Origin of the sequence: Nocardioides sp. Soil774 (assembly GCF_001428125.1) — a bacterium.
Lineage (GTDB): Bacteria > Actinomycetota > Actinomycetes > Propionibacteriales > Nocardioidaceae > Nocardioides.
Genome location: NZ_LMSM01000011.1, coordinates 152,063 through 165,032, shown reverse-complemented (window position 1 = coordinate 165,032; position 12,970 = coordinate 152,063). Strand labels below are relative to the sequence as shown.

Annotated in this window: 11 protein-coding genes; 1 reads left to right on the top strand and 10 read right to left on the bottom strand. The window is 72.6% G+C overall.

The window, feature by feature from the left end; all coding sequences use genetic code 11:
• Positions 1–327: 327 nt before the first annotated feature.
• From ASG76_RS17825 to argC, 9 genes are read right to left on the bottom strand one after another with little or no spacing between them, the layout of a single operon-like run.
• Positions 328–891, bottom strand: a complete 564-nt coding sequence (locus tag ASG76_RS17825) for a DNA-3-methyladenine glycosylase (RefSeq protein ID WP_200948236.1) — start codon at positions 889–891, stop codon at positions 328–330.
• Complete coding sequence (gene argH, locus ASG76_RS17820; protein ID WP_056606646.1) at positions 875–2,314, bottom strand: argininosuccinate lyase; 1,440 nt, start codon at positions 2,312–2,314, stop codon at positions 875–877. Before argH ends, ASG76_RS17825 begins: the two co-directional genes overlap by 17 nt.
• The gene (argG, locus tag ASG76_RS17815) at positions 2,314–3,747 is read right to left on the bottom strand and encodes an argininosuccinate synthase (RefSeq protein WP_056606643.1); all 1,434 of its coding nucleotides are present in this window, start codon (positions 3,745–3,747) and stop codon (positions 2,314–2,316) included. Before argG ends, argH begins: the two co-directional genes overlap by 1 nt.
• Entirely contained in the window at positions 3,744–4,286 is a 543-nt protein-coding gene (locus ASG76_RS17810) for an arginine repressor (RefSeq protein WP_056606640.1), read from the bottom strand. Before ASG76_RS17810 ends, argG begins: the two co-directional genes overlap by 4 nt.
• Positions 4,283–5,209: an ornithine carbamoyltransferase gene (gene argF / locus ASG76_RS17805; RefSeq protein WP_056606637.1), complete on the bottom strand. Its 927-nt coding sequence runs from the start codon at positions 5,207–5,209 to the stop codon at positions 4,283–4,285. The genes ASG76_RS17810 and argF overlap by 4 nt, the downstream gene beginning before the upstream one ends.
• Complete coding sequence (locus tag ASG76_RS17800; protein ID WP_056606634.1) at positions 5,206–6,396, bottom strand: acetylornithine transaminase; 1,191 nt, start codon at positions 6,394–6,396, stop codon at positions 5,206–5,208. The genes argF and ASG76_RS17800 overlap by 4 nt, the downstream gene beginning before the upstream one ends.
• A complete protein-coding gene (argB, locus tag ASG76_RS17795; RefSeq protein WP_056606631.1) occupies positions 6,393–7,337 on the bottom strand; it encodes an acetylglutamate kinase in 945 nt (314 codons plus the stop codon). Before argB ends, ASG76_RS17800 begins: the two co-directional genes overlap by 4 nt.
• Complete coding sequence (argJ, locus tag ASG76_RS17790) at positions 7,334–8,485, bottom strand: bifunctional glutamate N-acetyltransferase/amino-acid acetyltransferase ArgJ (RefSeq protein WP_056606628.1); 1,152 nt, start codon at positions 8,483–8,485, stop codon at positions 7,334–7,336. Before argJ ends, argB begins: the two co-directional genes overlap by 4 nt.
• Positions 8,482–9,510, bottom strand: a complete 1,029-nt coding sequence (gene argC, locus ASG76_RS17785) for an N-acetyl-gamma-glutamyl-phosphate reductase (RefSeq protein ID WP_056606715.1) — start codon at positions 9,508–9,510, stop codon at positions 8,482–8,484. The genes argJ and argC overlap by 4 nt, the downstream gene beginning before the upstream one ends.
• Positions 9,511–9,600: 90 nt before the next feature.
• On the opposite strand from argC, the gene ASG76_RS17780 reads away from it, so the two are divergent.
• Positions 9,601–10,413, top strand: coding sequence for a maleylpyruvate isomerase family mycothiol-dependent enzyme (locus ASG76_RS17780; RefSeq protein WP_056606626.1), 813 nt, complete (start codon positions 9,601–9,603; stop codon positions 10,411–10,413).
• A 69-nt stretch (positions 10,414–10,482) separates the two neighbouring features.
• Here ASG76_RS17780 and pheT read toward each other — a convergent pair whose 3' ends face one another.
• Positions 10,483–12,969, bottom strand: coding sequence for a phenylalanine--tRNA ligase subunit beta (gene pheT / locus ASG76_RS17775; RefSeq protein ID WP_056606623.1), 2,487 nt, complete (start codon positions 12,967–12,969; stop codon positions 10,483–10,485).
• Position 12,970 lies beyond the last annotated feature (1 nt).

The following is a 12,970-nucleotide window of genomic DNA, read 5'->3' as shown; positions in this document are numbered from 1 at the left end:
CCACCACCCAAAGGCAGCCATGACGTCAACGGGGCATAACAAACTAATTCGTCGACTAATCAAACACACTGTTGAGTTCTCAAGTATCAGACGCACCCGTTCCTCGCCAGCTCGGCTGGTCTGGTCGCGGGGCAACCTGCAGAAACTTACCGGGCGCTCCGGTCCGCGTCAAACTGAGCGGATCTTCGTGCTTCGGTGGTCGCAGCTGGTTTCCGACTCAGCTGACCTTCTGGCCAGGAGCGGCGCCGCTTGCGGCGACAGGTGAAACATTAGACGACCTCCGCCCGTCCTGACAAACCGGGGGTGCCCTCCACGCATAACCGCAGGTCAGCGGCCTGCGGGACGAGGTGCGGCCGGCCGGTAGGCGCTGACGGTGGGATCTGCGGTGATCCAGAACCGCCACTCCCGGTCCGCCGCGAGACGCAGCCCGACCCGTGGGCCGGTGCTGATCTGGACCACCTGCTCCCCCGGCGCGAGCTCGGGGCGTACGCCGTTGTCGGACAGGTCGATGCCCAGCGCGCGGCAGAGGCGCGCTGGGCCCCGCGCCAGGTCGCGGTCGCTGACGCCCGGGCGACGCGACCGTGCGACCTCGTGACCGCCCACCACCTCGCCAGCGCGGAGCAGGACGGCACCCGGGTCCCCCACCGGACCGGTGACGAGGTTGGCGCAGTGGTGCATGCCGTAGACGAAGTAGACGTAGAGGTGTCCCGGCGGGCCGAACATGGCGGCGTTGCGCGCCGTCTGCCCACGGAACGCGTGCGAGCCCGGGTCGTCGGGGCCGGCGTAGGCCTCCACCTCGGTGAGGCGCACCGAGACCCCGCCGTGGGTGAGCACGGCGCCGAGCAGGCGCGGGGCGACCTCGAGCGGGTCGCCCTCAGCCCAGGCGGCCACGGTGCGCAGCGCTCGCCGCGCGCAGCTCGTCGAGCTGCTCGGCCACGCGCACAGGCGCAGTGCCGCCGCGACCGGAGCGGGAGCCGACGGACCCCTCGACGGTGAGGACCGAGCGCACGTCCGGGGTCAGGGCGGGCGAGATCGCGACGAGCTGGGCGTCGTCGAGGTCGGGCAGGTCGCAGCCGAGCTCCTCGCAGCGACGTACGCACGCACCGGCGACCTCGTGGGCGTCGCGGAACGGGACACCTTGGCGTACGAGCCACTCGGCGACGTCGGTCGCGAGCGAGAACCCCTGCGGAGCGAGCTCGGCCATCCGCTCGCGGTGGAAGGTCAGCGTGGCGACCATGCCGGTCACCGCGGGCAGGAGCACCTCGAGGGTCTCGACGGAGTCGAAGACCGGCTCCTTGTCCTCCTGGAGGTCGCGGTTGTAGGCCAGCGGCAGGCCCTTGAGGGTGGCCATCAGGCCCGACAGGTTGCCGATGAGGCGACCCGACTTGCCCCGCGCCAGCTCGGCGATGTCGGGGTTCTTCTTCTGCGGCATGATGCTCGACCCCGTCGACCACGAGTCGTGCAGCGTCGCGAAGTCGAACTCACGCGTGGTCCAGAGGATGACCTCCTCGGCGAGCCGGGACAGGTCGACCCCCACCTGCGCGGTGACGAAGGCGAACTCCGCGGCGAAGTCGCGGGAGGCGGTGCCGTCGATGGAGTTGGCCGAGGAGCCGGTGAAGCCGAGCTCGTCGGCCACGGCCACCGGGTCCAGGCCCAGCGTCTGCCCGGCGAGCGCACCCGAGCCGTAGGGCGAGTCGCCGGCGACGCGGGCGTCCCAGTCGCGCAGCCGCTCGACGTCGCGCAGCAGCGGCCAGGCGTGGGCGAGCAGGTGGTGCGACAGCAGGACCGGCTGCGCGTGCTGCAGGTGGGTGCGACCGGGCATGACGGTGCTCGTGCCGGCGGGGTCGAGGTGGTCGGCGGCCTGCGCGCCCAGCACGTCGACGAGGTCGAGGACCAGTCCGGCGATGGTGCGGGCGTGGTCGCGCAGGTAGGCGCGGAACAGCGTCGCCACCTGGTCGTTGCGCGAGCGCCCCGCCCGCAGGCGCCCGCCCACCTCTGGACCGACCTCGTCGAGGAGCAGCCGCTCCAGGGCACCGTGGACGTCCTCGTCGGTGGGCGAGGGGTGCAGCTCGCCGGCGGCGTAGCGCTCCCCCAGCACCGACAGCCCCCGCAGGAGCTCGGTGTGGTCGGCCTCGGTGAGGAGGCCGGCGCGATGCAGCGCGTTGGCGTGCGCGCGCGACCCGGCGAGGTCGTACGGCGTCAGCTGCCAGTCGAAGTGCGTCGACCGGGACAACGCCTGGAGCTCCGGCGACGGACCGCTGGCGAAGCGACCGCCCCAGAGCGCGCCCTCGTTGGTGGTGCCCTGCTCCCCCATCAGTCGGTCCCGAACTCCATCGCGGCGCTCTCGAGCGCGCTCTCGTCGGTCGCACCGTCGGCGACCGGGTTGTCGGTGATTCGGTCGTAGCCGCCGGACTCGATGGCCCCGAAGAGCGTGCCGTTCTCGACGAGCACCTGGCCCTGGTCGAGCGGCTGGGCGGCGTAGAGCTCGAGCTTGGCGCGCGAGTCGGCGATGTCGAGGTTGCGCATGGTGAGCTGGCCGATGCGGTCGACGGGACCGAAGGCGGCGTTGTCGGTGCGCTCCATCGACAGCTTGTCGGGGTGGTAGGAGAACGCCGGGCCGTCGGTGCGCAGCACCGAGTAGTCCTCGCCGCGGCGCAGCCGCAGGGTGACCTCGCCGGTGACCAGCGAGGCGATCCAGCGCTGGACGGACTCGCGGATCATCAGCGCCTGTGGGTCGAGCCAGCGGCCCTCGTAGAGCAGGCGACCGAGCTTGCGGCCCTCGTTGTGGTACTGCGCGACGGTGTCCTCGTTGTGGATCGCGTTGACCAGCCGCTCGTAGGCGATGAACAGCAGCGCCATCGCCGGCGCCTCGTAGATGCCGCGCGACTTGGCCTCGATGATGCGGTTCTCGATCTGGTCGGACATGCCGAGGCCGTGGCGCCCGCCGATGGTGTTGGCCTCGTGGACCAGCGCGACCGCGTCGTCGTACGTCGTGCCGTTGATGGCGACCGGACGGCCCTGGTGGAAGCGGATCGTGACGTCCTCGGTCTCGATCGACACGCTCGGGTCCCAGAACTTCACGCCCATGATCGGCTCGACGGTCTCCAGCGACACGTCGAGGTGCTCGAGCGTCTTGGCCTCGTGCGTGGCTCCCCAGATGTTGGCGTCGGTGGAGTACGCCTTCTCCTGGCTGTCGCGGTAGGGCAGCTGCCGCTCGGTGAGCCAGGCGCTCATCTCGTGCCGCCCGCCGAGCTCGGTGACGAAGTCGGCGTCGAGCCACGGCTTGTAGATGCGCAGGTCGGGGTTGGCGAGCAGGCCGTAGCGGTAGAACCGCTCGATGTCGTTGCCCTTGAAGGTCGAGCCGTCGCCCCAGATGTTGACGTCGTCGTCGTGCATCGCGCGCACCAGCATCGTGCCGGTGACCGCACGGCCCAGCGGCGTGGTGTTGAAGTAGACGCGACCGCCCGAGCGGATGTGGAAGGCACCGCACGCCAGCGCGGCGAGGCCCTCCTCCACCAGCTGCGAGCGGCAGTCGACCGCGCGGGCCAGCTCGGCGCCGTACTGCATGGCACGCGAGGGCACACCGGAGATGTCGGGCTCGTCGTACTGCCCGATGTCGGCGGTGTAGGTGCACGGCACCGCCCCCTTGGCGCGCATCCAGGCGACCGCCACGGAGGTGTCGAGGCCTCCGGAGAAGGCGATGCCGACGCGCTCGCCGACGGGGAGGGAGGTGAGGACCTTGCTCACTGGGAGTCCTTTTCGGGGTGGGGGGTGACGTCGTGCGGGTGGTTGGCCAGGTCGAGGAACCGCTGCGCGAGCGCGTCGCCGCCGAGCGGGTCGCGACCGATGACCAGGAGCGTGTCGTCGCCGGCGATGGTGCCGAGGATGTCACCCAGGTCGGCCTTGTCGAACGCGGAGGCCAGGAACTGCGCGGCGCCGGGCGGGGTGCGGAGCACCACGAGGTTCGCGCTCGCCTCGGCGCTGACGAGCAGCTCGGCGCACAGGCGGGCCAGCCGGTCACGGCCGGCGGCGCTCTCGCGGGGCGCGGAGACGGTGCGGTCGCCCCCCTCGGACGGCACGGCGTAGACGAGGGCACCATTGGCGCCGCGCACCTTGACGGCGTCGAGCTCGACCAGGTCGCGGCTCAGCGTGGCCTGGGTGACGCGCACGCCGTGGTCGCTGAGCAGCTCGGCGAGCTCGGTCTGCGAGCGCACGGGGTGGGCGGTGACGATGTCGATGATCCGCTGGTGACGGGCGCTCTTCGTCAGGGGTGTCACGGCGCTCATGACGACTTCTCCAGCAGCCAGGTGAGCACGGCCTTCTGGGCGTGACGGCGGTTCTCGGCCTCGTCCCAGACGACCGACTGGGGGCCTTCGATGACGGCTTCTGCGATCTCCTTGCCGCGGTAGGCCGGCAGGCAGTGCATCACGATCGCGTCGGCGGCGGCGTGGGCGAGGAGCTCCTCGGTGACGCCGTAGGGCGGGAAGACGCGCATCCGGTCGCCCGCCTCCTCCTCACGGCCCATGCTGACCCACGAGTCGGTGACGACGACGTCGGCTCCGGTGACCGCCTCGACGGGGTCGGTGGTCAGCTCCACCGATCCCCCGGTGCCCTGCGCGACCTCGCGGGCCTTGGCGACCACGTCGGGGTCGGGGTGGAAGCCCTCGGGCGCCCCGACCACGACGTGCATCCCCGCGGCCGCTCCGGCGAGGAACCAGGAGTTGCCCATGTTGCACGCGCCGTCGCCGACGAAGGCGGCCCGGACGCCGGCGAGGCGGCCCTTGTGCTCGCGCACCGTCTGGAGGTCGGCGAGCAGCTGGCACGGGTGGAACTCGTCGGTGAGGGCGTTGAGGACGGGCACGCCGGCGTGCTCGGCCATCGTCACGACGTCGCTCTGGTGGGCGGTGCGCCACACGATGGCGGCCGCCTGGCGGCCCAGGACGCGCGCGACGTCCTCGACGCCCTCGCGCGACCCCATCGCGGCGAGTCCGCCGTCGACCGTCATCGGGTTGCCGCCGAGCTCGGCGATCCCGGCTGCGAAGGACACCTGGGTGCGCAGGGTGGGGCGGTCGAAGACGAGCGCGACCGTGTGCGGCCCGGTCAGCGGCTTGTGGCCGAACGGGTCGGCCTTCATGGCGTCGGCCAGGTCGAGGACCTCGAGCAGCTCGGCCGGGGAGAGGTCGTCGTCGCGGAGGAAGTGGCGGGTCATGGAGTGCTCTCCTGGGCTGCGGCGCGAGCGGTGTCGAGGACGTGCGGAAGGGCGGCGTCGAGCGCGTCGAGGTCGTCGCTGGTGATGACGAGCGGCGGCACGAGGCGCAGCCTGGTCGGGCCGGTGGCGTTGAGGATGAAGCCCGCGTCACGGGCCGCGGCCACGGCCTGGGCGGCGTACGGCCCGTCGAGCTCGGCGCCGCGCATGAGGCCGACTCCGGTCACCTCGACGACCCCGGTGTGGCGGGCGAGCAGGCCGGCGAGCTGGTCGCCGCGCTGCACGCTCGCCGCGAGCAGCGACTCGGACTCGATGGTGTCGAGGACGGCGAGGGCGGCCGCGCAGGCGACCGGGTTGCCGCCGAAGGTGGTGCCGTGGTTGCCGGGCTGGAGCAGCGTCGCGGCGCCTCCCCGGGCGACGGTGGCGCCGATGGGCATGCCCCCGCCGAGGCCCTTGGCGAGCGTCACGACGTCGGGCGCGACGCCCTCGAGCAGCTGGTGGGCGAACCACGCGCCGGTGCGGCCGATCCCGGTCTGCACCTCGTCGAGCCACAGCAGCGCACCGTGGTCGTGGGCGATCCGCTGGGCGGCCGCGAGGTAGTCGGGTGCGGGCACGACGACGCCGGCCTCGCCCTGGATCGGCTCAAGCACGACGGCGGCCACGGTCTCGTCGACGGCCGCCTCGAGGGCGCTCACGTCGTCGAAGGGGACGAAGGTGACCTCGCCCGGCAGCGGCTCGAACGGCTCGCGGTAGGCGGCCTTGGAGGTCAGCGCGAGCGCGCCCATCGTGCGGCCGTGGAACGAGCCCTCAGCGGCGACGACCCGGGTGCGGCCGGTGCGGCGGGTCAGCTTGAACGCCGCCTCGTTTGCCTCGGCGCCGGAGTTGCTGAGGAAGACCCGGGCATCGTCCCAGCCGAGGAGGCCGGTGAGCCGCTCGGCGAGGCTCACCTGGGGCTCGGTGGCGAAGAAGTTGGAGACGTGGCCCAGGGTCGAGAGCTGGGTGGTCACCGCGTCCACCAGCGCGGGGTGTGCGTGGCCGAGCGCGTTGACGGCGATGCCGGCCAGCAGGTCGACGTACTCCTTGCCGTCGGTGTCCCAGACGTGTGCGCCGCGGCCGCGGGCCAGCGCGAGGGCGGGCGGGCCGAAGGTGTTCATCACCGCGCCGGTGTAGCGCTCCTGCAGGGTGGTCACGAGAGCTCCTCGCTGGCGTAGGGCTTGCGCATGCGGGTGGCGACGCCGGGCAGCACCTGGGTGCCGACTCCCTCGTCGGTGAAGATCTCGAGCAGCACGGCGTGCGGCTCGCGGCCGTCGACGACGGTGGCGCGCGGCACTCCCCCGGTGACCGCCTCGTAGCAGGCGCGCATCTTGGGGACCATGCCGGCGTCGAGCGACGGCAGCATCTCGCCGAGCGCCTCGGGGCTGATCTCCTGGATCAGGTCGTCGGAGTTGCCGTAGTCGCGGTAGAGGCCCTCGACGTCGGTGAGGACCAGCAGCTTCTCGGCGCCGAGCGCGATGGCCAGGGCAGCGGCGGCGGTGTCGGCGTTGACGTTGTGGACCACGCCGTCGACGTCGGGCGCCACCGAGCTGACGACCGGCACCCGGCCGGCCTGGATGAGGTCGAGCACGGCCTCGGGCCGCACGCGGGCGACCTCGCCGACCAGGCCGAGGTCGACCTCCTCGCCGTCGACGACGGTGTTGGTCGCCTCGGCGGTGAACAGGCCGGCGTCCTCGCCGGACAGGCCCACGGCCAGCGCCCCGTGCTGGTTGATCAGCCCGACGAGCTCGCGCTGCACCTGGCCGACCAGCACCATCCGCACGACGTCCATCGCCTCGGGGGTGGTCACGCGCAGCCCGCCGCGGAACTCCGACTCGATGCCGAGCTTGTCGAGCATCCGGGAGATCTGCGGCCCGCCGCCGTGGACGACGACGGGCTTGAACCCGGCGAACCTCAGGAAGGCGATGTCCTCGGCGAAGGCGACCTTGAGCGACTCGTCGGTCATCGCGTTGCCGCCGTACTTCACCACGATCGTCTGGCCGTGGTAGCGCTTGAGCCACGGCAGCGCGGCGGCGAGCGTGCGCGCCTTGGCCGGGTCGGGGCGGCGTGGGTTCTGGCTGGTCTCAGGGATCGTCATGAGCTGTAGGCACTGTTCTCGTGGACGTAGGCGTGCGTGAGGTCGTTGGTCCAGACGGTGGCGCGCGCGTCGCCGGACTTGAGGTCGATGGTGACGCTGACCTCGCGGGGCTCGAGGTCGACGCCGGCGGGATCCTCGGCGGGAGTCGAGCTACGGCACACCCAGACGCCGTTCATCGCGACGTCGAGGTCGGCGGGGTCGAACTGCGCCTGTGTCGTGCCGATCGAGGCGAGGACGCGGCCCCAGTTGGGGTCGTTGCCGAAGACGGCCGCCTTGAACAGGTTGCTGCGCGCGACGCTGCGGCTGACCTCGACCGCCTCGTCCTCGGTGGCCGCGTGCAGCGTCGTGATCGCGATCTCGTGGTCGGCGCCCTCGGCGTCCTTGAGCAGCTGCATGGCCAGGTCGGTGCAGGCCTGGGTCAGGGCGAGGGTGAAGTCCTCCGGCGTGGGCGTGATGCCGCTGGCACCGCTCGCCATGACGGTGACGGTGTCGTTGGTGGACATGCACCCGTCGGAGTCGAGCCGGTCGAAGCTGACCCGGGTCGCGGCGCGCAGCGCAGCGTCGAGCTCGGCGGCCGGGACGACGGCGTCGGTGGTGAGGACGACGAGCATCGTGGCGAGCGCCGGCGCGAGCATCCCGGCACCCTTCGCCATCCCGCCGATCGACCATCCGGCACCCTCGACGACGACGTTCTTGCTGACCGAGTCGGTCGTCATGATGGCCTCGGACGCGTCCGTGCCGCCGTCGGCCGACAGCGCGGCGGTCGCGGCCTGCACGCCGGCGAGCAGGTCGTCGCGGTCGTTGGCCAGGCCGATGAGACCGGTCGAGCACACGACCACGTCGATCGCGCCGATGCCCAGCCCCTCGGCGACCTTCTCGGCCACGGCGTGCGTCGTCTGGAAGCCCTCGGGGCCGGTGTAGCAGTTGGCACCGCCGGAGTTGAGCACGACGGCACGCACGACGCCGTCCTTGACGACCTCCTGGCTCCACAGCACCGGGTTGGCCTTGCAGCGGTTGGAGGTGAAGACGGTGGCGGAGTCGAAGGCGGGGCCCTGGTTGACGACGAGGGCGAGGTCCTTGGCGCCGGAGGACTTGAGCCCTGCTGCGACGCCTGCGGCGGTGAAGCCGGTGGGGTGGGTGACACTCATGGTGCGAGTCCGATCGTGGAGAGCCCGGTGGCCTCGTCGAGACCCAGGGCGAGGTTCATGCACTGGACGGCGGCGCCGGCGGTGCCCTTGGCGAGGTTGTCGACCACGGCCACCGCCACGAGTCGTCGTACGCGCTCGTCGAGCGCGACCTGCACCTGCACGGCGTTGGACCCGAGCACCGACTGGGTCTGCGGCCACTGGCCCTCGGGCAGCAGGTGCACGAACGGCTCGTCGGCGTACGCCGTCTCGTAGGCGGCGCGGACCGCCTCGGCCGTGGTGCCATCGAGGAGCGGGGCCTGCACCGTGGCGAGGATGCCGCGCGACATCGGCACCAGGAGCGGGGTGAATCCGACGGCGACCGGGGCACCGAGGACGCCGCTGAGGTTCTGCACGATCTCGGGGGTGTGGCGGTGGGTGCCGCCGACGCCGTAGGCGCTGGCGTTGCCCATCACCTCGCTGCCGAGGAGGTGCGGCTTGGCGGCCTTGCCGGCGCCGCTGGTGCCGGAGGCGGCGACGACGGTGACGTCGGGCTCGACGAGCCCGGCGGCGAGCGCGGGGACGATCGCCAGGGTGGAGACCGTCGGGTAGCAGCCGGGCACCGCGATCCGACGCGCACCGCGCAGCAGGTCGCGCTGGCCCGGGAGCTCGGGCAGCCCGTAGGGCCACGAGCCGGCGTGCTCGCCGCCGTAGAACGCCTGCCACTCCGAGGCGTCGGTGAGGCGGAAGTCGGCGCCGCAGTCGATCACGACGGTGTCGTCGCCGAGCGCCTGCGCGATCGCGGCGGACTGCCCGTGCGGCAGGCCGAGGAAGACGACGTCGTGACCGGCCAGCTCCTCGAGCGTGGTGTCGGAGAGCACCCGGTCGGCCAGCGGCAGGAGGTGCGGCTGGAGGAGCCCGAGCCGCTCGCCGGCGTTGGACCCCGCGGTGACGGCGCCGATCGTGACGTCGGGGTGGCCCAGCAGCAGGCGCAGGACCTCTCCCCCGGCGTACCCACTGGCTCCGGCAACGGCGACTGTCACGGACATGTGCATGACTATACATTGCTGTGCATGATTGCGCGCATCGGGGCAGAAAGGCGAAGGCGTGCGGCCGGTCCGCTCCCCTACGGTGCAGGGGTGACCCCACTCCACACCCGCCTGTCCCCCGACGTCTACCTCGACCACCTCCGCTCCGAGTCGCAGCGCTTCCGCGAGGTGCTGGCCCGGTGCGACCCCGCGGCACGGGTGCCGGCCTGCCCGGACTGGGACGCCGCCGACCTGCTGTGGCACCTGGCGACCGTGCAGCGCTGGTGGGCAGAGGTGCTCGTCGCCAGGCCGGAGCGACCCGAGGAGGTCGACCCGCCCCGCCCGGAGGCGTACGCCGACCTGCTGGAGGCGTACGACGAGTGGTCCGCGCAGCTGGCCCGCGTGCTCGACGGCGCCGACCCGGCCGACGAGGCGTGGAACTGGTCCGACGACCACACGGTGGGATTCATCCTGCGCCGTCAGGCACACGAGGCACTCATCCACCGCGTGGACGCGGAACAGGTGGCCGGTGCAGCCTCGGAGGTCGATGCCGTCCTGGCCGGCGACGGGGTGCACGAGGTGCTCGACGTGATGTACGGCGGGTGCCCGCCCTGGGGCAGCTGGGCGCCGGGTGAGGAGACGGTGCGCGTCGACGTCACCGACACCGGGCAGGCGTTCTGGCTGCGCTTCGGCGTCTTCTCCGGCACCGACCCCGACAGCGGGACGACGTACGCCGACGAGGAGGACTTCCACGTCGTGGAGGCTCCGGACGACGACGTCGAGCCCGACGTCGTCGTCGACGGGACGGCCGCCGTCCTCGACCTGTGGCTGTGGAACCGGGGTAAGGACGCAGACATCTCGACGGCCGGGGACCAGGGCGTGCTGGCGCGCTTCCGGGCGGTCGTGGGCTCGCCGATCGACTGAGGCAGTGACGACACTGGCCCTTGAGTCTCCTGGAGACTCAAGGGCCAGTGGCGGGGTGCCAGGGTCAGCTCAGGCGCGCTGGACGGCGCCCGTCTGCTGAGCGGCCAGGGCCACGGCGGCGTCGCGCGCGGTCGCCGCCTCGCCCTCCTTGAGGGTGCGGTCCGGCGCCCGGAAGCGCAGGGCGTAGGCCAGCGACTTCTTGCCCTCACCGACCTGGTCGCCGGTGTAGACGTCGAAGAGGCGGATCGACTCGAGCAGCTCGCCAGCACCCTCGCGCAGCGCGGCCTCCACGTCGGCAGCCGGCACCGCGGCGTCGACCACGAGCGCGACGTCCTCCTTCGCGACGGGGTAGGACGAGAACGCGGGCGCCTGCCGCAGGTGCACGGCCCGCGAGATGAGCAGGTCGAGGTCGACCTCGGCGGCGACGGAGCGCTTGGGCAGCCCGAAGGCCTGGCACACCGTCGGGTGCAGCTCGCCGGCGTGCCCGACGACCTCGCCGTCGACCGACAGCTCCGCGCAGCGACCGGGGTGCCACGGGGCCACCTCGGCGGCAGCCGCGGTGACGTCGAGCCCGAGCGCGTCGGTGACCGACCGCACCGCCTCGACGGCGTCGGCCCACGAGACTGGTCGAGCCTCGCCCCACCAGCCGCCGGACGAGGCGTCACCCGCGGCGACGACCGCGAGGTGCAGCGGCTGGGCCGGCAGGGCCGCGTCGAGCGCCGCGAGCTCCTCGGCAGTCGGACGCCGGTCGACGGGCAGGATCGCCGCCGGACCGGCGTGGCGCGGGAGCGTGACCGTGCCGGTCTCGAAGAGCGCGACGTCGGCGTTGCCGTGCCCGACGTTCTTGCCGGCGGCGCGGAGCACGCCCGGCAGGAGCGTGGTCGTCATCGAACCGGCCTCGGCGCTGAGCGGGTTGGTCAGCTCGAGCACGTCGCGACGCGGGTCGTCGGCGGGCAGGCCGAGGGCGTCGAGGTCGGACGCGCCGACGAACGGGAAGCTCACCACCTCCACGAAGCCCTCACCGGCGAGCGTGCGGCCGACCCGGCGGCGCAGCTGCTGGGCGCGGGTCAGCCCTCGACCCGACGGCGGCGTCGGCAGCACCGAGGGCACGCGGTCGTAGCCGACGAGACGGATGACCTCCTCGGAGAAGTCCTGCGCGTCGGTGAGGTCGGGGCGCCACGGCGGCGGGGTCACCGACAGGGTCCCCGAGCCGGTCACCTCGCACCCGACGGCGCGCAGGCACTCGACGCTGCGCTCCTCGGTGATCGGCATGCCCGACACCCGGGCCGCCAGGTCACCGGCGACCTCGACGACCGGCTGCGCCGGCGGCGTGCCGACCACGGTCACGCCCGGCTCGGCCGTGGCGCCGCCGTGCTCGACGAGCAGCTCGACGACCCGGTCGGCCGCGGCCTCGCAGATGGTCGGGTCGACGCCGCGCTCGTTGCGCTTGCCGGCCTCGGAGGTGATCTTGTGCCGGCGGCCGGTGCGGTACATCGACACCGCGTCCCAGTGGGCGGCTTCGACGAGGACCGAGGTCGTCGAGCCGGAGATCTCGGTCGTCTCGCCGCCCATGACCCCACCGAGCCCGATGATGCCCGAGTCGTCGCACACGACCAGGTCGCCCGGGTCGAGCCGGCGCTCGGTGCCGTCGAGGGTGGTCAGCCGCTCGCCGTCGCGCGCACGGCGTACGACGAGGGCGCCGCGCACCTTGTCGGCGTCGTAGCCGTGGATGGGGCGACCCGTCTCGAGCATGACGTAGTTGGTGACGTCGACGGCGAGCGAGATCGGGCGCATGCCCGCGGCGGTGATCCGCCGGACCATGAAGTCCGGGGTGGGCGCCGACGGGTCGAAGCCGCTGACCCGCCGGGCGACGAAGACCGGGCAGCCCTCGGCGTCCTCCACCACCACGGGGTGGCCGAGGTCGTCGGCGGGCGGGGTGTCACGCAGCGCGGGGTCGCGGAAGCCGCTCGCTCCCTCGACGGACACCAGCACCTCGCGAGCGATGCCGCGGATCGACAGGGCGTAGGCCCGGTCGGGGTTGATCTCGAGCTCGATGGTCTCCTCGTCGAGCCCGAGCACGGGGCGTACGTCCTGGCCGGGCGTGCCGGCGTCCGCGGGCAGCACGATGATGCCGTCGTGGTCGTCGCCGAGGCCGAGCTCGCGCGACGAGCAGATCATGCCGGCGGACAGGTGGCCGTAGGTCTTGCGCGCGCCGATCTCGAAGCCGCCGGGCAGCACGCCGCCGGGCAGCACCGTGACGACGAGGTCGCCCGGCTTGAAGTTGTGGGCGCCGCAGACGATGCCCTGCGGCTCACCGGTCCCGTTGGCGTCACCCACGTCGACGGTGCACCAGTTGATGGTCTTTCCGTTCTTCTGCGGCTCGGCCTCCATCGTGAGGACACGGCCGATGACGAGCGGACCGGTGATGTCGCGACCGGGGCTCTCGATGGCCTCGAGCTTGAGGCCGGTGAGCGTGAGCCGGTCGGTGATGTGCTCCGTGGTGGTGCCGGCGGGAACGTCGATGTGGTCCAGGATCCAGGACAGGGGTGCCTTCATC